Raw genomic sequence first — 20,829 nt, 5'->3', positions numbered from 1 at the left:
TTCCATACAAAGATAAAAATGATCCTTTCGAGCTGAAATCCTATGTCCCAACCGTCGTCGCAACACCAGTTTGTCGAGAATCACACGGTCGATCATGTTCCCCCCTCCGAGCGCCACGGGAAGGCGCGCGACCTCTTCACCCTCTGGTTCAGTACCAATATCGCGCCACTGCCGATCGTCACCGGCGCGATGGTGGTCCAGGTGTTCCACCTGAACCTGCTGTGGGGCCTGGTCGCCATCGTGATGGGGCATCTGCTGGGCGGGATCGTCATCGCCCTGGCCTCTGCGCAGGGACCGCAGCTGGGCATTCCGCAGATGGTGCAGAGCCGCGGCCAGTTCGGGCGCTACGGCGCCTTGCTGATCGTGTTCTTCACCGCGCTGATCTATGTCGGCTTCTTCATTTCCAACATCGTCCTGGCGGGCAAGTCGATCCACGGCATCGCTCCGAGCGTGCCGATGCCCACGGCCATCGTCATCGGTGCCCTGAGCGCCACGGCCATTGGCGTGATCGGCTATCGCTTCATCCATAGCCTGAACCGCATCGGTACCTGGGTGATGGGCTCGGCGCTGCTGGCCGGCTTCATCATGATGTTCGCCCAGGAGCTGCCAGCCGACTTCTTCAGTCGCGGGGCCTTCAACCTGTCGGGCTTCATCGCCACGGTGTCGCTGGGCACCATCTGGCAGATCAGCTTCTCGCCCTACACCTCGGATTATTCGCGCTACCTGCCGCGAGAGATCGGTATCGCCAAGCCGTTCTGGGCGACCTATTTCGGCGCGACCCTGGGCACCATCCTGTGCTTCAGCTTCGGGGCGGTGGCGGTGTCGTGCGTGCCTGAAGGCACCGATGCGATGGATGCGGTCAAGCAGGCCACCGGCTGGTTGGGACCGATCCTGATGGTGCTGTTCCTGCTCAACATCATCAGCCACAACGCGCTGAATCTGTATGGCGCGGTGCTGTCGATCGTTACCGCGATCCAGACGTTCGTCGCTCACTGGACGCCGAGCGTGCGGGTGCGGGTAGTGCTGGCGTCGGTGATCCTGTTCGGGTGCGGGCTGGTGGCGCTGAATGCCTCGGCGGGGTTCATCGGCCAGTTCATCGGCCTGATCCTGGCACTGCTGCTGGTGCTGGTGCCCTGGGCGTCGATCAACCTGGTCGACTTCTACCTGATCAAGAAGGGCGAATACGACATCGCCTCGTTCTTCCGCGCCGATGGCGGCATCTACGGTCGCTTCAACCACCACGCCATCGTTGCCTATGTATGCGGGATCCTGGTGCAACTGCCGTTCGCCAATACGGCGCTGTATGTGGGGCCGTATTCGAACATCGTCGAAGGCGCCGACCTGTCGTGGCTGTTCGGGTTGCTGGTGACGGTGCCGCTCTATTATTGCCTGGCCACTCGCGGCAAGGCGCTGAAGGCGGGGCGTGCGCTAGGTGTGAGCGACTAGTTGATGTGCAAGAGGGCCGCAAAGCGGCCCTCGGTGTTTCAGTTCACACCTTGAACTGCGCCACCATCCCGTTCAATTCCACCGCCAGGCGCGAGAGATCCTGCGCCGCGGCGCTGGTCTGGTTGGCTCCCGCAGAGGTCTGCATCGCCAGGTCACGGATGTTCACCAGGTTGCGGTCTACCTCACGCGCCACCTGGGCCTGCTCTTCGGACGCGCTGGCGATCACCAGGTTGCGCTGGTTGATCGCGGCGATCGCCTCGGCAATCAGCTCCAGTGCCTGACCTGCGGCCTCGGCGATCTCCAGGGTGCCGCTGGCACGGCCCTGGCTGCTGTGCATCGAACCCACGGCGCGCTCGGTGCCGGTCTGGATACCCCCGATCATCTGCTCGATCTCGGCCGTGGACTGCTGGGTCCGATGGGCCAGCGCCCGCACTTCATCGGCGACCACGGCAAAGCCACGTCCGGCTTCACCGGCCCGCGCCGCTTCGATGGCGGCGTTGAGCGCCAGCAGGTTGGTTTGCCCGGCGATCGAGCCGATCACATCGAGCACTCGGCTGATTTCGTTGGCGCTGGTGGCCAGTTGTTCGATCTCGCTGGAGGTGCCGGTGACGTCCTCGACCAGTTGCTGGATCGAGCTCAGCGCCTGGTTGACCTGGTCGCGGCCATCGCGGGTGGTCTGGTCGGCGCCCCTGGAGGCGTCGGCGGTGCTGACCGCGTTGTTGGCCACTTCCTCCACCGCAGCGGTCATCTGGTTGACCGCAGTGGCGGCCTGGTCGATCTCCGCGCTCTGCTGGTGCAGGCCGCGGCTGGTGTCTTCGGTGACGGTGTGCAGCTCTTCGGACGCCGAGGCCAACTGGTCGGACGAGGCCGCGATCTTGCGGATGGTGTCGCGCAGGCTTTCCTGCATGCGGCTCAAGGCCCGCAGCAGCAGCGCCGGCTCGTCACGACCGACGATGCGGATTTCCTGGGTCAGGTCGCCGGTGGCCACGCGCTCGGCAACGCTCACGGCTTCGGCCAACGGTACGACGATGCTGCGGGTCAGCAGCACGGCGATGGCCACCAGCGCGAGGATGATCACCACCAGCGACAGCACGATCAGGGCAAAGGCTTCTTCATAGGCGTCACTGCTGCGCTGCGAGGCTTTGTCGGCACCGTCGGAGTTGTACTGGATCAGGGTGCCGAGCGCTTTCATCATCGAGTCGGCGTACTCGGCCAGCGGGCCGTTGACCAGGCGCCTGGCCTCGGCAATGTCGCCATTGGCCGCGGCATCGCGGATCGACTTCTGCAAACCGTGGTAGCGCTGGGTGAGAGAGATGAAGTTATCGAACAGGGCGCGGTCGTCCTTTTCGATGATGGTCGATTCGTAGGTTTTGATGCCTGCTTCGAGCGAAGTATTGATCTCGCCGATGCGGCCGAGGGTGGTCTGGCGGACGGCGGGATCTTCCTCGATCACGCTGCGCAGGGTCATGGCGCGGGCGCGGCCGAGGTAGGTGCTGACGTCGTTCAGGGCGATGATCGCCGGCATCCAGGTGACGCGGATTTCATCGGTGGCGCTATCCATGCGCCGGGTTTCGTACAGCGATATCAGACCCATGACCAGCACCAGGACGCCCAGCAGCGTAAATACGCTGGCTGCCCGGATACCAATCTTCATATTCCTTAAGTGCATGGAGCTACTCCTTGAATGTGGCGTGCAGGCTTCAAGCGCTGGGTCGTGGTGCCGGAACCGGCGAAAGGGGCCAGGCGTCTCGGTGCGCTGCGGGAAAGTACAATATCCTTAACTTTAGTAGGTTTTTTGACGTCAATAATGCCACGGTGCCACTATTATTGACCAGTCATTCAATGTAACTACACGTACAAACAGATCCGTCATTTTTTGACGGATCTGTCAGGTTTATTCGCTTAAACGATGGCGATCATTGGATCGGCAGCGGCCAGGGCCTTGCTGCGATCAGCCTCTGGCGGGTAGATCCACACCGAGTTGATCTGGCGCTTGAGCTGCTTGCCTTCATCGCCCTGCAGCTTCAGTTCACGTTCCCAACCTTCGCTGAAGGCCGCGCCCCAGTCGCCCAGATCGAGGCAGGTGACGTACTTGGGCTGGCGATACACCACCGGCGCCTCGCCGAGCAGGTCGGCCATGGCATTGTTGCCCGAGTGACGGCCCATGGGGATGGCGTGCTGGCAGGTCATCAGCGCGTGGTTGCCCAGGTCATCGACTGCGGCCCAGGCCACGTCGCCGGTGGCGTAGATATGCTGCTGGCCGATGACCTTGAGGTGCTCGTCGACGCGCAGGCGACCCTGGGCATCACGTTCGCCGGCGATCTGCGCGGTCAGCGGGCTGGCCTTGACGCCTGCGGTCCAGATCACCGTCTTGCTGGCGATGTACTCGCCGTTGTCCAAGGTCACGCCACCGACATCCACCGCGATCACCGAAGCATTGGTGAGCCATTGCACGCCGGCGTGCTGTGAGGCGGCAACGATGGCTGGGGTGATGCCGGCACCCAGGGCTGCACCGACCTGTGCGCCGCGATCAATCACGATCACGCGGATATTGGCCTGCTCGCCGAGTACTGCGCGCAAGCGGGCAGGCATTTCGGTGGCGGTCTCGATGCCGGTGAAACCGCCGCCGCACACCACCACGGTGTTGCGGGCCGGGGAGGCCGGCAGGCTGGCGAGGTCGGTCAGGTGTTGCTCCAGCTTGACCGCCGACTCCATCTGGTCGACATCGAAGCTGTGCTGGTCCAGACCCGGTACGGCAGGGCGGGCAACCTGGCTGCCGGCGGCCAGTACCAGGCGCTCGTAACCCAGTTGGCGGGTCTGGCCATTGGCGTCGATATAGGTGACCGAGCGTGCGTCGGCATCGATGGATTGGGCATGGCCCTGGATGAAATTCACCCCTACAGCCTCGAACAGCTCGCCAAGCGGCGCTTTCATCGTGTGCACATCGGCTTCGTAGAAGCGCGGGCGGATGCGCAGTTCGGCCTGCGGCGCGAGCACGCTGATGTGGATGTCGCCACGCTTGGCGAGGTCGAGCAGGCGGGCGGCGCTCAGGGCGCTCCAGACGCCGGCAAAACCGGCACCGATGATCAGGATGTGTGGGTTCATGGACAGGCTCCGCGAGAGGGTCGAAGGGGTTTGGGTCGAGGTTCGGCGTGCGTTGCTGCGCTTGCCGAATAACTACGACTCTATTGGTCGTAGTTTAAAACGACAAGCTTTTTTTTAGCGGGCAGTCGCAGGCGGCCCTCGCTTTGCGGGTGAAGCAGCGATAAGTCAGGGGTTCTGGGCGATTGAGAAAAATAGGCAGGCGACCGATGGTGGCCGATGGCTTTGCCAGTTCCTGGAGAAGGGCGTACTGTTTGCGACAAATTTGGTCGGAGATTGATATGTCGTTATACAGCGCGGGCGTCGAGTACGGCATTCACTGCCTGCTGTTTCTCATCGACGAGCGCGGCGATAGCCGCGAGTCCAGCGTGCGCGATCTCGCCGAACTGCAAGGGGTGCCGCAGGAATACCTGGCCAAGGTCTTCACCAAGCTGGCGCGTGCCGGGCTGGTGGCGGCCACTGAAGGCGTGCGTGGCGGTTTTCGCCTGGCCCGGCCTTCGGACGAAATCACCGTGCTGGATATCGTCAACGCCATCGATGGGCCGAAGAAGATCTTCGATTGCCGCGAGATCCGCGAGCGCTGCTCGCTGTTCGACGGTGCAGCGCCCGGCTGGGCCACCGAGGGCACCTGTGCCATCCATGCGGTGATGCTCAGCGCGCAGAAACGTATGGAAGAGGCACTGGCCCAGCAGACCATCCTCGACCTGGCGCGGCGCTTCGGGCGCAAGGCGCCGGCCGAGTTCGGGCAGAAGGTCAATGACTGGATGAGCGAGCGGCGTGATGGCAAGGGTGGGGCAGGAGACATCGCGCTCAAGCAGCTCTAGCGCGTAGGGGCTGTGTAGAACACTGCCAGCCAGACCGTCGTCGCATCGGCCTGCGTCCACTCCACGCGGTGTCGGCAATGCGGCGGGATATCCAGGTGGTCGCCTGCCTTCAGTACCCGCGTTTCGCTTTCGTGCTCCAGGCGTAACCCGGCGCTGCCGGTGAGAACCACCACCCACTCGCCTTCGGCCTGGTCGTACCAGAAATCGGGCGGGCTGCATTGGCCGCTGGAGACGATGCGCTCGATGCGCAGCCCTGGGCGGCGCAGCAGTTCGTCGAATCGCTCGGCGGCCGCAGGATCGAGCGGGGGCAGGGGGCTGAACAGGTTGTCGGGCATGGACGTTTGCCTTTCTTGATTCCGGACGGTGATTGTAGGAAGGTTCCGGAATTTTCCGCACGGAGCTACGTTGTCACGGAGCTACTTTGCGGAACTACTTTACGGAACAATGTCACGGCACTGCGCAAGGAATCACGCCAATGGACAAGCTGCTGGCCATCAAGATGTTCATGGCGACTGTTGAAGCCCAGGGCTTTTCCGCTGCCGGCCGACGGCTCGGGGTCGCGACCTCGTCGGTGACACGCCTGGTCGATGCGTTGGAAAGCGAGCTGGGTACCAGCCTGCTCAACCGCTCGACCCGGCAGGTCAGCCTGACCGAGGCGGGTGTCGGCTACTACCAGCGCGCCCGCGCTATCGTCGCGGCCTTGGCCGAGGCCGATGCCAGCGTCGCCGATCGCGGGCAGGAACCGGTGGGCGTGCTACGCCTGTGCCTGCCGGTGGAGTTCGGGCGGCGGATGATTGCGCCGCACCTGGGCCGCTTCATGGCCCGCTACCCCTCGCTGGAGCTGGATATCGACCTGAGCGACCGCTTCGACGATTTGCTCGACGGGCGCTACGACCTGTCCATTCGCCTGGGTGATCCGGCGCCGAGCGACGAGCTGGTCAGTCGCACCCTGGGCACTTTTGAACGCTGGCTGGTGGCCAGCCCGGATTACCTGGCCAGCCATGCTGCGCTCGAACACCCCGCGCAGTTGAGCGAGCATGCCTGTTTGCGCTTTCGCTATAGCGGCCTGGGGCGACCTTGGCAACTGCGCCAAGGAGACGAGCTGATCGAGGTGGATGTGGCCGGGCCCTTGCGCTGCGCCAACTCCGACTTGCTGCGCGAGGCGGCGGTGGCGGGCAGTGGCGTCAGCCTGCTGGCAGACTGGCTGGTGCGCGACGATGTCGCTGCCGGGCGTCTGGTGCGGTTGTTCCCGGGCTGGCAGGCCAATCCGATCGCTGCCAGTTGCAATATCAACGCCCTGTACCTGCCCAACCATCGCTGGTCGCGGCGGGTAACGGCGTTCATCGAGTTCTGCGAGTCGTTGCTCAGGCCCTGAACGTGGTGGCTTTGCGCCTGGCGCAACGCCGCTTTGCGTTGCGTTCCGATTCCCTCTGCAGGCCCTGGCCGCTAAGGTGCGTGGCATGTCTTGCCATGTGTGAATAATCTGAAATGAGTGCTTCTTTAGCGACATCCTCTACATCCGGCACGTCACTGAGCCGAGGCCTGGTGACGCTGCTGGCGTTCTGCTGTGGTGCCATCGTTGCCAACATCTATTACGCCCAACCCATCGTCGGCCTGATCGCGCCGGACCTTGGGCTGTCCACCGAGCGTGCCAGCCTGATCGTCTCGCTCACCCAGCTGGGCTACGCCCTGGGGCTGCTGTTGCTGGTGCCGTTGGCCGACCTGGTGGAGAACCGTCGGCTGATGATCGCCACGGCTGTGCTGTCCTGCGCCAGCCTGCTCCTGGCGGGCAGCAGTGGGCACGGCCAAGGTGAGCTGTTTCTCGGTTATGCCTTGCTGATCGGCTTCAGTTCGGTGGCGGTGCAGATGCTGATCCCACTGGCTGCGCATCTGTCACCGGAGCAACAGCGTGGCCGGGTGGTGGGCAACATCATGGGTGGCCTGCTGTTGGGCATCCTGCTGGCGCGGCCCTTGTCGAGCCTGGTGGCCGATCACTTCGGCTGGCGTGCCGTGTTCCTGGGGGCGGCGGTGCTGATGGCGGCAATCGTCGTGCTGCTGGCCGTGACCCTGCCGCGGCGTGTGCCGGAGCACAAGGCCAGCTACGTCGAGTTGATGGCCTCGCTGGGCGGGCTGCTGCGGCGCTACCCGTTGCTGCGCCAGCGCTCGCTGTATCAAGGCTTGATGTTCGCGACGTTCAGCCTCTACTGGACCGCCGTGCCGCTGGCGCTGGCAACCGAGCATGGCCTGTCGCAGAGCCAGATCGCGTTGTTCGCATTGGTGGGCGCGGTGGGCGCCATTGCGGCCCCGATTGCCGGGCGCCTTGCCGATGCCGGGCATGCGCGCCAGGCGTCGTTGCTGGCCCTGGTGCTGGCGCCGTTGTCGCTGCTGTTCGGGCTGAGCGCGCCGGGCTACAGCGTGATCGGCCTGGGGTTGACCGGGGTGCTGCTGGACTTCGCCGTGCAGATGAACATGGTGATCGGCCAGCGTGAGGTGTACGCCCTGGACCCAGCCAGCCGCGGGCGGCTCAATGCCGTGTACATGACCAGCATCTTCATCGGCGGTGCTCTGGGTTCGGCAGTGGCCAGTGCCTTGTATGCGGGTTATGGCTGGAATGGCGTGGCGCTGGTGGGCGCGGTATTGCCGGGGCTGGCGCTGGTGATCTTCCTGATGGTTGCGCGGCGGGCTTGACCCACCCTTCGGTAGGCGCGGAACACGTCGCAGCGGCGAACCGCCGCGCCTACCGAGGCGAGAGTCAAGCCTGCATCTGTTCGATCAACGCCCACAGCCGTGGGTCGTTGTAATCCTCGATCACCAGTTGCGCGCCGGCCTGCAGCAGGCGCTCGGCCGGCTGGGTGGTGGCCAGGGCCACGGTGAAGATCCCGGCGTCGACCGCCGCCTTCACGCCGGGCAGCGAGTCTTCGAAGGCCAGTGCCTGCGCGGCCTTGGCTTCCAGGCGCTGGAGGCCGGTGAGGTAGGGCAGTGGGTCGGGCTTGGGCCGGGCCAGTTCGTCGGCCACCAGCACATGCTCGAAGCGCTCGCCCAGGCCCATGGCCCCCAGCATGTGCTCGGCGTTCAGCCGCGGGGCATTGGTCACCACGCACATGCCGATGCCATGGCGCTCGGCGTGCTCCAGCAGGCGCAGCAGGCCCGGCATCGGCTCGAGCGTGGGCGACATTTCGCGGAACAGCGCCTCCTTGCGGTCGGCCAGGTCCTTGCACTCGGCGGCATCGGCCTGGGGGAACAGCTCCTTGAACAGCAGGCCATTGGAGCGGCCGCTGACCTGGGCGTTGAATTGCTCCTGGGTCAGTTCGCGGCCGTCGTAATCGTGCAGCAGCTTGCGAAACGCCTGCAGGTGCAGGGTGTCGGTGTCGGTGAGGGTCCCATCGAGGTCGAACAGCAGGGCGGTCAGCATCGGGCATCCTGGCAGTGAAGAAACAATTCAGCAGCCATCATAGCCAAACTCGGCGACGAAGGGGGCTGTTCAGTGTATTCGGAAAAGAGTACAAATGTGCTCCATGGACAAATTATCCCCCAAACGCCGCGCCATTCTCGAATTCATCCGCGAGCGCATCGCCGACCACGGCCAGCCGCCGAGCCTGGCCGATATCGCCGAGCGCTTCGGTTTCGCCTCGCGCAGCGTGGCGCGCAAGCACATCACTGCCCTGCATGAGGGTGGTTACATCGAGGTCACGCCTAACCAGGCGCGGGGCATTCGCCTGGCCGAACCGCTGCGCCGACCGGAAATCCTCGAGATTCCGGTGCTTGGCCGGGTCGCCGCCGGTGCGCCGATCGGTCCGGACCTGGGCATCCACGAACAATTGCTGATCGACCCCAGCCTGTTCCGTCGCACGCCCGACTACCTGCTCAAGGTGCGGGGCGATTCGATGATCGGCGACGGTATCCTCGACGGCGATCTGGTTGGCATTCTCCAGCAGGGCGATGCCCGCGACGGGCAGATCGTCGTTGCGCGGCTCGATGGCGAGGTCACCATCAAGCGCCTGCAACGGGTGGCGGGTGGCTATCGGCTGCTGCCACGCAACCCGGCCTATGCCCCCATCGACGTGGGCCCCGAGCACGACTTCTGCATCGAAGGTGTGTTCTGCGGCCTGCTGAGGCGTGACTGATGGGCGCGGTAGTCGATCTCGATGGGCTGCTCGACCAGCGCCGAATCTGGCGTGGGCGGCAGGTCCAGGCACGCCCGCTCGGCTTGCAGCCCACCGGTCATGCCGCGCTGGACGAGCGCCTGCCTGAAGGGGGCTGGCCATCGGCGGCGCTCAGCGAGTTGCTGCTGGCCAGCCCCGGTTGCGGTGAACTGCAGTTGCTCTGGCCGACCCTCGCCCGGCTGAGCGGCGAGGGTGGGCGGGTGGTGCTGGTAGCGCCGCCGTTCATTCCCTACGCGCCGGCCTGGCAGGCGGCAGGCGTCGATCTGCGCTGGCTGGCGCAGGTCGCGGCCGAGCCAGACGAGGCCCTGTGGGCTGCCGAGCAGTGCCTGCGCTCTGGCAGTTGTGCGGCGGTGCTGTGCTGGCCGGAGCGCGCCGATGACCGCTCATTGCGCCGCTTGCAAGTCGCCGCTGAAACCGGTGAGGCGCTGGCCTTCGCCTGCCGACCCCAGCAGGCGGCGCACAACCCGTCGCCTGCGGCTTTGCGTATCGCCATCGATACGCGTCCGGCACAGTGGCGAGTGCTCAAGTGCCGTGGCGGCCTGGTGCCGGCCACGCCCATCGCCGCTCCCGGACGAGGCTGATGCGCCATGCTCTGGGCCTGCATCCTGCTGCCGCAGCTGGCGCTGGACACCGTTCAGCGCGGGCGTGACGACGCCGATTCGCCGCTGGTACTGCTTGGCGGCCCAGCGCAACGACGGGTGTTGCAGGCGGTCAATGCGGCGGCCGCCGACCTGGGGCTGCGCGCCGGCCAGACGCTGACTGCCGCCCGCGCCCTGGCTGACGGCTTCACCTGTGTCGAGGCCGATCCGGCGCGCATCGACGAAGTACAGCAACTGTTGGCGGCCTGGGCCTACCGGTTCAGCGCTCAGGTCAGCCTGCACTATCCGCGTGCGTTGTTGCTGGAGGTGGGGTCGAGCCTGCAACTGTTCGGTCCGTGGACGAGTTTCGAGGCGCGTCTGCGTACAGAACTGCAGGAACTCGGCCTGCGTCATCGCATTGTGCTGGCGAGCAATCCGGTGGCGGCGCGCATGCTGGTCAACGGGCACGATGGCCTGGCGCTGACCTGCGCCGAGCAGACGCGCGCAGCATTGGCGAACATGCCTCTGGATCGGGTCGGCTTGCCTGCCGATGCCGCCCAGGCCCTCTCGCGCATGGGGTTGCGCCGGCTGGGCGAGGTCATGGCCTTGCCGCGTGATGCCCTGGCCAAGCGTTTTGCCGCGCCTGTGCAGTTGCACCTGGACCAACTTTTCGGCCAGCGTGCGCTGGGGCTGGATTTCTATCAGCCGCCAGACCGGTTCGAGTCCAGGCTGGAGCTGAATTTCGATGTGGAATCGCACCAGGCATTACTGTTTCCCCTGCGCCGGCTGATCAATGACCTGGCCGCTTTTCTTGCTGGGCGCGACTGCGGCGTGCAGCGTTTCGAGCTGCATCTGGAGCACGTAGAGGGGCCGGATACCGTGCTGAAGGTCGGCTTGCTGGCGGCCGAGCGCGAAGCGGCGATGCTCTTCGAACTGGCCCGTGGCCGGCTGGAGCCGCTGCGCATTCCGGCGCCGGTGCGCAACGTGCGCCTACTGGCCGCCGACCTGCCAGCGTTCGTGCCACAGCATCGCGCGCTGTTCGATCCGCGTTCGCAGCAGGCCCAGCCCTGGGAGCAGTTGCGCGAGCGCTTGCGTGCCCGGTTGGGCGACGAGGCGGTCATGGGGCTGCGCGCCGAAGCCGATCATCGTCCCGAGCATGCCTGGCAGGCCAGTGAGCAGGGCGCTGCCGGTAGCCTGGCGGTCGCGCCCGGCAGCCGTCCTGGCTGGTTGCTGCCCCAGGCCCTGGCCTTGCCCGAGGGCGGCCTGCAATGGCTTGGCCAAGCCGAGCGCATCGAATCGGGCTGGTGGGATGGCGGTGATGTGCGCCGTGACTACTACCGCATCGAAACCCGCGAAGGGTTGCGCGGTTGGGCCTACCGCGACCTCGCCCAACCCGGCCCCTTGTGGCTGCAGGGCTGGTTCGCATGAGCCTGCCTGGGTACGCCGAGCTGCATTGCCTGTCGAATTTCAGTTTTCAGCGCGGCGCCTCCAGCGCCGACGAGCTGTTTCGTCGTGCCCACGAGCAGGGCTATCAGGCCCTGGCAATCACCGACGAATGTACCCTGGCCGGGATTGTCCGCGCCTGGCAGGCGGCCCGCGAGCATGGCGTACGACTGATCGTCGGCAGCGAAGTGCAGGTGCAGGATGGGCCGCGCCTGGTGCTGCTGGTGGAGAACCTGAGCGGCTACCAGAGCCTCTGCGCGCTCATTACCCGTGCGCGGCGTCGGGCAGAGAAGGGCGAGTATCGATTGCTGGCCGAAGACCTGCAGGCGCATTGCTCAGGCTTGCTGGCGCTGTGGATCGCTGACGACCCTGGCGACCCTGAACCCGGCCGTTGGTTGCAGGCACTGTTCCCCGAGCGGCTGTGGCTGGCAGTGCACCAGCACCGTGGCAGCGACGACGCAGCGCGCTTGCAGCGTTTGCGTGCCCTGGCCGGGCAACTGGCGATTCGCGCCGTGGCCTGTGGCGACGTGCACATGCATGTACGTGGTCGTCGCGCCTTGCAGGACTGCATGACCGCGATCCGCCAGCACTGCACGGTGGCCGAGGCCGGGCGTTACCTCTACCCCAATGGCGAACGCCACCTGCGTAGCCGCGAGCAACTGGCCGAGCTGCACCCCGGCGACCTGCTGAGCGAAACCCTGGTCATTGCCGAGCGCTGCCGCTTCGACCTGAGCGAGCTGAAGTACCAGTACCCCCGTGAGCTGGTCCCTGAAGGCCACAGCCCGGCGAGCTGGTTGCGTCACTTGTGCGAGCAGCGTCTGTCGATACGCTGGCCGCAGGGTGCCAGCGCCGAGGTGTACCAGACGCTTGAGGGCGAACTGACGCTGATCGAGGAACTGGGCTACGAAAGCTACTTTCTCACCGTCCACGACATCGTCGATTTCGCCCGCCGGCAGAATATTCTCTGCCAGGGGCGGGGCTCTGCGGCCAACTCGGTGGTGTGTTTCGTGCTGGGGATCACCGAGCTCGACCCGATGACTCACCGCCTGCTGTTCGAGCGATTTCTCTCACGTGAGCGCAATGAACCGCCCGACATCGACGTGGACTTCGAACACGACCGCCGCGAAGAGGTGATCCAGTATGTGTTCAGGCGCTATGGCCGGCACCGCGCGGCGCTTACCGCGGTGGTCAGCACCTATCACGCTGCTGGCGCCGTGCGTGACGTGGCTCGGGTGCTGGGTCTGCCGAGCGACCAGGTGGATGCCCTGGCCAAATGCTGCGGGCGCTGGAGCGATCGCATTCCCGATGCGCAGCGCCTGGCCGAGGCTGGTTTCGAGGCGCAGAGCCCATCGTTGCGGCGTATCCTGGTGCTGGCGGGTGAGCTGATCGGTTTCCCTCGACACCTGTCGCAACACCCTGGCGGTTTCGTGATCTGCGAGCAGCCACTGGACCAGCTGGTGCCGGTGGAGAACGCCGCCATGCCCGAGCGCACGGTGATCCAGTGGGACAAGGACGACCTGGACATGGTTGGTCTGCTCAAGGTCGATGTGCTCGCCCTGGGCATGCTCAGCGCCCTGCGCCGTTGTTTCGACCTGCTCCGGCTGCACCGTGGCCGCGAGCTGACCCTGGCCAGCATCCCCCAGGAAGACCCCGCCACCTACGCGATGATCAGCCGCGCCGAGACCATGGGGGTGTTCCAGATCGAGTCGCGGGCACAGATGGCCATGCTGCCGCGCCTGCAGCCGCGCACCTTCTACGACCTGGTCATCGAGGTGGCAATCGTGCGGCCCGGGCCGATCCAGGGGGACATGGTGCATCCCTATCTGCGGCGGCGTCTGAAGCAAGAGCCGGTCACTTATCCTTCGGAAAAGCTCAAGGCGGTCTTCAAGCGCACGCTGGGTGTGCCGTTGTTCCAGGAGCAGGTAATGGAACTGGCGATGGTCGCGGCCGACTACACCCCAGGCGAAGCCGACCAGTTGCGCCGCAGCATGGCGGCGTGGAAGCGTCATGGCGGGCTGGAGCCGCATCGGCTGCGCTTGCTCGACGGCATGTTGCGCAATGGTTACGAGCTGGCCTTTGCCGAACGCATCTTCGAGCAGATCAAGGGGTTCGGCAGCTATGGCTTCCCCGAGTCCCACGCCGCCAGTTTCGCCTTGCTGTGCTACGCCAGCAGTTGGCTCAAGTGCCACGAGCCGGCGATCTTCACCTGCGCGTTGATCAACAGTTGGCCCATGGGGTTCTACAGCCCCGACCAGCTTTTGCAGGAGGCGCGTCGACAGGGCATCGAGGTGCGACCGGTGGATGTCGTTCACAGCGTCTGGGACTGCACCCTGGAACCGCAAGGCGGTGATGCCCTGGCGATTCGCCTGGGGCTGCGGCAGGTCCGTGGTTTCGGCGAGGACGATGCCCGGCGCCTGGAGCAGGCGCGGGCACAGCGGCCATGGCGGGATGTCGAGGATCTGTGCCTGCGTGCGTCCCTCGACAGCCGCGCCCGCGCGCGCCTGGCCGATGCCGGTGCCTTGCGTGCCCTGGCTCGCGATCGCCATCAGGCACGCTGGCAGGTCGCTGCCGTGCAGGCGCAACTGCCGTTGTTCGCTGGGGTCGAGTCTGCGCCTGAAAGCGAAGTGAGCTTGCCGGCGCCGAGCATCGCCGAAGACCTGTTCGCCGACTACGCGACCCTGGGCACCACACTTGGCCCGCATCCCTTGACGCTGCTGCGTTCACGCCTGCGCGCGCTGGGTTGCCGCAGCTCTCGTGAGCTGGATGGCTTGAGCCATGGCGACAGCGTTGCCGTGGCCGGCATCGTCGTGGGTCGCCAGCGCCCGCAGACGGCCAGCGGCGTGACCTTCGTCACCCTGGAAGACGAGTTCGGCATGCTCAACGTAGTGGTGTGGCGGGATCTGGCCGAGCGACAGCGGCGAGCCCTGGTGGGCTCGCAATTGCTCAAGGTCAGTGGCCGGCTGGAGCAGGAAAAGGGTGTCAGACACCTGATCGCGCGGCGGTTGGAGGATGTCAGTGGGTTATTGCGGGGGCTGGATGTAAGGAGTCGGGATTTTCATTAGCCTCGTCTGACATGCCGCACCAACACCTTCTCCAGCAACTCCCACATCCCGGGATCCGTACTGAACGCCACATTGAACCGCATCCACCCCGTGGCCTGCGCATCGACCATGAACAACTGCCCAGGCCCAAGCATGATCCCCTGTTCCAGCGCATCGTCGAGCAGCGCCGCACTATCGGGAATGGCCGGGTGGCGGGTCCAGATGTACATGCCTTCATCCGACTCGATGAACAACTCGAAGCCCAGTCGATGCAGGTGCCGACCCACTTCCTGATGCGCTTCTGCCAGGCGCTGGCGCAGGCGCTTGAGGTGCTTGCGCCAGCGTCCGTCGATCACTGCGGCGTATACCACCCGCTCCATCACCTGCGAGGTGGTCAGCCCTGAACGCATCTTCAACTGCAACAGCTGCTGCATCACCTCGGCTTCGGCCACCAGGTAGCCCACCCGCACGTTGGGCGAGATGCTCTTGGAGTAGCTGCCCACGTATACCACCTGCTGCAGATGATCGAGGCTGGCAAGGCACGGCTGCGGCTCGGCGATCATGTCGGCGTAGAGGTTGTTCTCCACCAGGCGCAAACCATGCTGCGACGCCAGTTGCAGCAGGCGGTGCAACTGCGCGAGCGGCGTACGCGAACAGGTCGGGCTGTGCAGGTGTGGCTGGGTGAAGAACACCGTCGGGCGATGGTGGGCGAGCAAGCGCTCCAACTGGTCGAGGTCGTAGCCCACCGGTGTGCGCGGGACGCCCACCAAGGTCGCGCCCTGAAAGCGCAGGATGCTCATCAGGTTGGGATAGCCTGGGTCGTCCACCAGCACCACGTCACCCGGTCGCACCAGGGTGCGCACGGCCAGGTCCAGCGCCTGGCTGGCGCCATGGGTGAGCATCAGTTGCGCAGGGCTGGCGACGATCGACAGCTCCTGCTGCAGGTTCTGCGCGGTCAGCGCGCGCAATTCAGGCAGGCCCATCGGATCACCATAGCCAGACAGCTCCAGCGGGCTGCCGGCCACCTGGCGCATGCCGCGACGCAAGCCATCTTCGTACATCCAGTCGTTGGGCAGCCAGCCGCAGCCGGGTTTGAACGGCAGTTGGCGGGTCTCGAAGATCTGTTGCAGGTACCACTCGGAGTTGAACGATGGTCGGGTTGTGTCAGCTTGCGGGGTATGCGTGTCGAGCAACTCGCCCGCCGAGCGGCTGACGAAGAAACCCGCGTTGCCGCGACTGACCAGCAGCCCCTGGGCCACCAGGCGGTCGTAGGCTTCGACCACGGTGAAGGTGCTCACCGAGTAGGTCGAGGCAAACGCGCGGATAGACGGCACCTTGGCGCCGGGCTTGAGGGTCTGGTTGTCGATGAGCTCGCGCAATCCGTCGATGATCTGGTTGACCAGCGGGGTAGGGGAGTCTGGATGTAGTCGCAGCATGGGGTGCCTTCAGGTGTGCATAACGCCAAGCGCCTGCAGGGTGTCGCGGGTGTATTGCATTGGCGGCCTGTACAGTGCAGTGCGAGTTTCATGCCACTGTGCATGGCTCTAAGTGTCGGACATTTTTACATTAGGTGTCAGATATCGCCAGATGCAACACGTTCAGTTCGCCCGAGCGGCAACCCTCGGGCGCGTCAGCAGGCCGCCATGGATGGTCTGCGTGTGTTCTTCACACCTCCTGCCCGCAATAGCGCTGATGTACAGGTGAGGCCGATAACCATCGGGGTTTCACAGTTTTTCCTTGGATAAAAAGAAGCACGGGGTACACAACTGATGGACGCAACATCCACATCCACCACTTCCGCGGAAGGCGGGCACGAGAGCAAGCTCAGTGCCTCGCTCAAGTCGCGCCACCTGACGATGATGTCGATCGCCGGGGTCATTGGCGGCGCCTTGTTCGTCGGCTCCGGCAGCGTGATCCACAGCGCCGGCCCAGCGGCTGTCCTGGCGTACCTCGCCGGCGGCATCCTGGTGGTGCTGATCATGCGCATGCTCGGCGAGATGGCGACTTCCTCGCCGGACACCGGCTCGTTCTCGACCTACGCCGACCGCGCCATCGGGCGCTGGGCCGGTTTCACCATCGGTTGGCTGTACTGGTGGTACTGGGTCATCCTCATGGCCTGGGAAGCCTACGTGGCGGGCAAGATCCTGCATGGCTTCTTCCCTGATGTCAGCGTCAACGTGTTCGTGCTGGCGACCACCTTGTTGCTGATCACCGTGAACTTCTTCAACGTCAAGCACTACGGCGAATTCGAGTTCTGGTTCGCCTTGATCAAGGTGGTGGCGATCGTCTGTTTCCTGGTGGTGTGTACCGCCGCCGTGATGAACGTCTGGCAGTTCGGTGAGGTGCGCGGCATCACCCACCTGACCGCCGAAGGCTTCATGCCCAACGGCATCACCACGGTGATCGGCGCCTTGCTCGGCGTGATGTTCGCCTTCCTCGGTGCCGAGATCGTGACCATCGCGGCTTCGGAAGCGAAGGACCCGGCTACCCAGATCGTCAAGGCCACCAACTCGGTGGTGTGGCGTGTGTGCCTGTTCTACGTCGGCTCGATCTTCCTGATCGTCTGCCTGGTGCCGTGGAACGATCCGCACCTGGGCGTTTCCGGCTATGGCGCCTACCGTCGCACCCTGGAACTGCTGGGTGTGCCGTATGCCGAGCTGCTGATGAACTTCGTGGTGTTGACCTCGGTGAGCAGTTGCCTGATCTCCGGCCACTACACCGCTTCGCGCATGCTCTTCTCGCTGTCGCAGCGCGGTGATGCACCGTCGTTCTTCAAGATCACCCGCACCGGGACCGGCGTGCCGGTATACGCGATCCTCGGCTCCTGCGCCGTGGCGGTGGTCTGTGCGCTGATCAACTTCAGCGAGACCCTGCGCCCGAAGGATGTGCTGGAAACCCTGATGAACACCACCGGCATGATCGCCCTGCTGGTGTACCTGGTGATCGCCTTCTCGCAGCTGCGCATGCGCCGCAAGCTGATCGCCGAGGGCCGTGAGGTGCGCCTGAAGATGTGGCTGTTCCCCTGGCTGACCTACCTGGTGATCGCCTTCATCGTTGCCGCACTGGTGACCATGGCCTTCATGCCTGACTACCAGATCCTGGTGATCTCCACCGGTATCGCCGCGGCCATCGTGGTGGCCATGGGTGTGGTGCATCAGATCCGTAGCGCCAAGCGGCACTGATCGCTACCTGGGTTGTACTGAAAACGCGGCCGGCTCCTCCAGGGACCGGCCGCGTTTTCATTTGCGCCGCACCACCGTCAGCCAATCGGTGTAACGGGCGACCTTGATCGGCAGGGCGGCCTGCAGGTCATCCAGGGCCTGGTCGGTGTCGTCCAGGGCCAGGTCGTCGGCGACCTTCAGGTCGGCCAGCGAGGGGGCATCGAACAGCAGCAGGCCACGGTGGTGCCGGGCCAGGCGCTCGAGGGTTTCGTTCAGTGGCTGACCATCGCCGGGCAGGCGCTCCAGGTACCAGGCTGCCTGGGTGTCGCCGGTATCGACCTGGGTCAGGGTGCCGGGGCTGATGCCATCGAAGCGCAACTGCTGGCCGCGGTTGAGCGACCGTTGGCGGTCGTTGCCCGTCAGTTCGACCCGCCCCTCCAGCACGGTGACTTCGCTGCTGTCCTGCAGCCGTTCGACGATCAGTTTCGCGTCCAGCGGCCGCAGGCTGCCGTGTGGGGTGACGATGAACAGCGGGCGCGTATCGCCCCGCGCCACCTCCAGCAACAGTTGGCCCTTGAGCAGGTCGATCCGTCGCTGGGCGCGGTCGAACGTCAGGTCCACGGCCGACCCGTTGTCCAGGGTCAACAGGCTGCCGTCCTCCAGTTGCCGGGTCAGGCGGCTCTGGCTGTCGGTGGACAGGTCGGACAGCTCGAAGCCCTGGCCCATCCAGGGCGAGGCGAGCAGGAAGGAGGCGCCGATCAACGCAAGGATGGCCAGAGGCAGGGCAAGACGCGGATAGGGGAAGGCATTCATGGCAAGCGACGTGTGGAGGTTATGCGGATGACCTCCAGCATAGGCTGTCGGTTCCTGTTTTCGTTCAGGCGAAGCGGATCGGTCAGGCCGATACCCCGGACGCTCGGCAAAAGGCCTATGCTAGCGCTTCCAACTGCCGAAGGAGTCGCCCATGGCCTGGTCCGCCACCCAATATTCGCTCTTCGAAAATGAACGCACCCGCGCCGTGCGCGATCTGCTCGCGGCCGTGCCACCGCGGCCGGTGCGCCATGCCACTGACCTTGGTTGCGGCCCTGGCAACTCCACCGAGGTCTTGCTGCAACAGCATGGCGACGCCCAGGTGCTGGCCTTGGACAGCGACCAGGACATGATCGACAAGGCGCGCGAGCGACCACGCCTGAACGTGCCACGGGTGCGTTGCGAGGTAGCCGATATCGCCACCTGGAAGGCTGCCGAACCCCAGGACCTGATCCTCGCCAACGCGTCGTTGCAATGGGTGCCGAACCACCGTGAGCTGTACCCGCACCTGATCCGCCAGCTTTCCGAGGGTGGCAGCCTGGCGGTGCAGACTCCCGACAACCTTGACGAACCTGCCCACAAGCGCATGCGCGAGATTGCCAGCCAAGGCCCGTGGAAAGACAAGTTCAGCGATTTTTCCTTGCCACCGCGACACAGCGGCGCGTTCTACTACGACCTGCTCAGCCCGCTGTGCGAACGCGTGGATGTGTGGCGTACCACCTATCACCATGTCCTCGAAGGCGGCGCCAGCGCCGTGGTGGAATGGTTCAAGGGTTCGGGCCTGCGGCCGTACCTGGCGCGGCTGGACGAGGCCGAGCGCGAAAGCTTCCTGCAGCTCTACTTGCAGGCCATGGAGCAGGATTACCCGAAAGCCACCGATGGCAAGGTGTTGCTGCCGTTCCCGCGGTTGTTCGTGGTCGCTACCCGCTAGCACGCCACCCGCGCCAGAGCACATAGCCGTAGATGCCAAGGTTGAGCAGCAACACGATCAACCCGAGCAGCACCTGGATCTGCGGTGTCAGCCCGGCAGGGTAGATCAGCGGCCAGACATAGTGCTCGACGAACCCACCCTGGTAGCCAGCCTGGCCGGCTGCCAGGCGCATGCGGTTTTCCCAGCCGGTCAGCGGGCACTGCAGATGCAGGCATTCCACCGAAAGCCCCCAGGCCAGGGCCGGCAGATGCAGGAGCAGGGCGCGGCGCCAGCGCAGCACCAGCAGGCCGCCGAACAGCACCAGCAGGATGAAGGCCAGGTGCAGCAGGACCAGGGCGTCGGCGCTTAGGCGGTAGAGCATGGTGGGCGGGGTCCGCTGTGGGGCGAGTCATCAGCATAGGGCAGATTGCAGGGTTGTCGGGGCCGGCCTGATCGCAGGGGCGGCACCGATGGAGTCACAGCGCCTCTTGCACCATCTGCAGAAACGTCGCCACCACTCGTCGCGTGCGTTGTTCGCTCAGGCACACCAGCGTCTCGGTCAGGTGGCGTTGGCAATCGACGATGGGCAGCGCGCACACCCGTGAGTCGGCGCCGAACTCCGCCGCCGACACCACCCCCACGCCAATCCCCACCACCACCGCTTCACGCGCCGCTTCACGTCCCTCGACCTGGATGGCCGGGCGGATGCGCAGGCCCGCGCGCTGCATCTCTTCTTCCAGGGTCTGGCGTGTCACCGAGCCGGGCTCACGCAAGACCAGCGGCGTGTCGTCCAGGTCGGCCAGGCTGATCGAGGCGCGGCTGGCCCAAGGGTGGTCCCGGGACACGAAGGCCACCATCGGGTCACGCCGCATCGGCACGCAGAACAGCCGCTCGTCATCGACGTCGCGCCCGAGCAGGGCCAGGTCGGCCTGGTAGCTGAACAGGCGCGCGAGCGACTCATCGGTGTTGCCCGTCTCGATCTTGACCTGAATCCCCGGGTAGCGCTGGCAGAAGCGCGCAACCTGCGGCAGTACGTGCACGGGGGCATCCACCGCCAGCACCAGGCTGCCGGTGTGCAGGGCTCGCGAATCCTGCAGCAGCTCCAGGGCTTCGGCTTCACAGGCGAACAGGCGTTGGCTGATGCCCAACAGGCGTTCGCCCAGGTCGGTGAGCTGCACCGAGCGCTTGTTGCGCTGGAACAGCAGCACGCCGAAGCGTTCCTCCAGCTTGCGCACCTGGTCGGACACCGCCGGCTGGGTGAGGAAGAGTTTCTCGGCGGCCCGGGTGAAGCTGCCGTGTTCGGCCACGGCGTGAAAGGCCTTGAGCTGCGCTTGCGAGACCGACATGAACA

18 protein-coding genes are annotated in these 20,829 nt (G+C 65.2%); 10 read left to right on the top strand and 8 right to left on the bottom strand.

Annotated elements, in window-relative coordinates:
• Positions 1-42 precede the first annotated feature (42 nt).
• Positions 43-1,446, top strand: coding sequence for a purine-cytosine permease family protein (locus ACTYOL_RS15625; RefSeq protein WP_444756541.1), 1,404 nt, complete (start codon positions 43-45; stop codon positions 1,444-1,446).
• A 43-nt stretch (positions 1,447-1,489) separates the two neighbouring features.
• Here ACTYOL_RS15625 and ACTYOL_RS15620 read toward each other — a convergent pair whose 3' ends face one another.
• Both ACTYOL_RS15620 and ACTYOL_RS15615 read right to left on the bottom strand, forming a co-directional pair.
• Positions 1,490-3,100: a methyl-accepting chemotaxis protein gene (locus tag ACTYOL_RS15620; RefSeq protein WP_444758153.1), complete on the bottom strand. Its 1,611-nt coding sequence runs from the start codon at positions 3,098-3,100 to the stop codon at positions 1,490-1,492.
• Between the two features lie 248 nt (positions 3,101-3,348).
• A complete protein-coding gene (locus ACTYOL_RS15615) occupies positions 3,349-4,551 on the bottom strand; it encodes an NAD(P)/FAD-dependent oxidoreductase (protein WP_444756540.1) in 1,203 nt (400 codons plus the stop codon).
• 278 nt (positions 4,552-4,829) lie between these two features.
• Here ACTYOL_RS15615 and ACTYOL_RS15610 point away from each other — a divergent pair, with 278 nt between their 5' ends.
• Positions 4,830-5,372 (top strand): RrF2 family transcriptional regulator, encoded by a 543-nt coding sequence (locus tag ACTYOL_RS15610; RefSeq protein WP_065862557.1) that lies wholly within the window; start codon positions 4,830-4,832, stop codon positions 5,370-5,372.
• On the opposite strand, the gene ACTYOL_RS15605 is transcribed toward ACTYOL_RS15610, so the two are convergent.
• On the bottom strand, positions 5,369-5,707 hold the full coding sequence (locus ACTYOL_RS15605) for a cupin domain-containing protein (protein ID WP_197891341.1): 339 nt from the start codon (positions 5,705-5,707) through the stop codon (positions 5,369-5,371). The genes ACTYOL_RS15610 and ACTYOL_RS15605 overlap by 4 nt on opposite strands.
• A gap of 140 nt (positions 5,708-5,847) precedes the next feature.
• Here ACTYOL_RS15605 and ACTYOL_RS15600 point away from each other — a divergent pair, with 140 nt between their 5' ends.
• Together ACTYOL_RS15600 and ACTYOL_RS15595 are read left to right on the top strand one after the other, a co-directional pair.
• Complete coding sequence (locus tag ACTYOL_RS15600; RefSeq protein WP_063545274.1) at positions 5,848-6,747, top strand: LysR family transcriptional regulator; 900 nt, start codon at positions 5,848-5,850, stop codon at positions 6,745-6,747.
• Between the two features lie 113 nt (positions 6,748-6,860).
• The gene (locus ACTYOL_RS15595) at positions 6,861-8,060 is read left to right on the top strand and encodes an MFS transporter (protein WP_054891573.1); all 1,200 of its coding nucleotides are present in this window, start codon (positions 6,861-6,863) and stop codon (positions 8,058-8,060) included.
• A gap of 64 nt (positions 8,061-8,124) precedes the next feature.
• Here the strand turns inward: ACTYOL_RS15595 and ACTYOL_RS15590 are convergent, their stop codons facing one another.
• Positions 8,125-8,784, bottom strand: coding sequence for an HAD family hydrolase (locus ACTYOL_RS15590; protein ID WP_153772749.1), 660 nt, complete (start codon positions 8,782-8,784; stop codon positions 8,125-8,127).
• Positions 8,785-8,878: 94 nt separating this feature from the next.
• On the opposite strand from ACTYOL_RS15590, the gene lexA reads away from it, so the two are divergent.
• Genes lexA through ACTYOL_RS15570 form a run of 4 tightly spaced genes read left to right on the top strand, consistent with a single transcriptional unit; the run spans position 8,879 to position 14,618 of the window.
• Positions 8,879-9,496, top strand: a complete 618-nt coding sequence (gene lexA / locus ACTYOL_RS15585) for a transcriptional repressor LexA (protein ID WP_063545264.1) — start codon at positions 8,879-8,881, stop codon at positions 9,494-9,496.
• Positions 9,496-10,116, top strand: a complete 621-nt coding sequence (imuA, locus tag ACTYOL_RS15580) for a translesion DNA synthesis-associated protein ImuA (protein WP_054891570.1) — start codon at positions 9,496-9,498, stop codon at positions 10,114-10,116. The genes lexA and imuA overlap by 1 nt, the downstream gene beginning before the upstream one ends.
• 6 nt (positions 10,117-10,122) lie before the next feature.
• Positions 10,123-11,541, top strand: coding sequence for a Y-family DNA polymerase (locus ACTYOL_RS15575; protein WP_197891347.1), 1,419 nt, complete (start codon positions 10,123-10,125; stop codon positions 11,539-11,541).
• A complete protein-coding gene (locus tag ACTYOL_RS15570; RefSeq protein ID WP_444756539.1) occupies positions 11,538-14,618 on the top strand; it encodes an error-prone DNA polymerase in 3,081 nt (1,026 codons plus the stop codon). Before ACTYOL_RS15575 ends, ACTYOL_RS15570 begins: the two co-directional genes overlap by 4 nt.
• Here ACTYOL_RS15570 and ACTYOL_RS15565 read toward each other — a convergent pair.
• Entirely contained in the window at positions 14,615-16,033 is a 1,419-nt protein-coding gene (locus tag ACTYOL_RS15565; RefSeq protein WP_054891567.1) for an aminotransferase-like domain-containing protein, read from the bottom strand. The two genes, ACTYOL_RS15570 and ACTYOL_RS15565, sit on opposite strands and share 4 nt — an antisense overlap.
• 333 nt (positions 16,034-16,366) lie before the next feature.
• On the opposite strand from ACTYOL_RS15565, the gene ACTYOL_RS15560 reads away from it, so the two are divergent.
• Positions 16,367-17,779, top strand: a complete 1,413-nt coding sequence (locus ACTYOL_RS15560; protein ID WP_063545261.1) for an amino acid permease — start codon at positions 16,367-16,369, stop codon at positions 17,777-17,779.
• A 57-nt stretch (positions 17,780-17,836) separates the two neighbouring features.
• Here the strand turns inward: ACTYOL_RS15560 and ACTYOL_RS15555 are convergent, their stop codons facing one another.
• Complete coding sequence (locus ACTYOL_RS15555; RefSeq protein ID WP_197891353.1) at positions 17,837-18,571, bottom strand: FecR family protein; 735 nt, start codon at positions 18,569-18,571, stop codon at positions 17,837-17,839.
• Positions 18,572-18,722: 151 nt separating this feature from the next.
• On the opposite strand from ACTYOL_RS15555, the gene tam reads away from it, so the two are divergent.
• Entirely contained in the window at positions 18,723-19,499 is a 777-nt protein-coding gene (gene tam, locus ACTYOL_RS15550) for a trans-aconitate 2-methyltransferase (protein ID WP_153772743.1), read from the top strand.
• Here tam and ACTYOL_RS15545 read toward each other — a convergent pair.
• Positions 19,489-19,860 carry a DUF2784 domain-containing protein gene (locus ACTYOL_RS15545; RefSeq protein ID WP_054891563.1) on the bottom strand — a complete coding sequence of 124 codons (372 nt, stop codon included), beginning with the start codon at positions 19,858-19,860 and terminating at the stop codon, positions 19,489-19,491. The two genes, tam and ACTYOL_RS15545, sit on opposite strands and share 11 nt — an antisense overlap.
• 94 nt (positions 19,861-19,954) lie before the next feature.
• Positions 19,955-20,824, bottom strand: coding sequence for a LysR substrate-binding domain-containing protein (locus ACTYOL_RS15540; protein WP_125929634.1), 870 nt, complete (start codon positions 20,822-20,824; stop codon positions 19,955-19,957).
• Positions 20,825-20,829: the final 5 nt, after the last annotated feature.

The sequence above is a fragment of the Pseudomonas sp. A014 genome, from assembly GCF_052378495.1.
Lineage (GTDB): Bacteria > Pseudomonadota > Gammaproteobacteria > Pseudomonadales > Pseudomonadaceae > Aquipseudomonas > Aquipseudomonas machongensis.
Note: the sequence above shows the minus strand (reverse complement) of the source record. Positions and strands in the feature narration are given on the sequence as shown.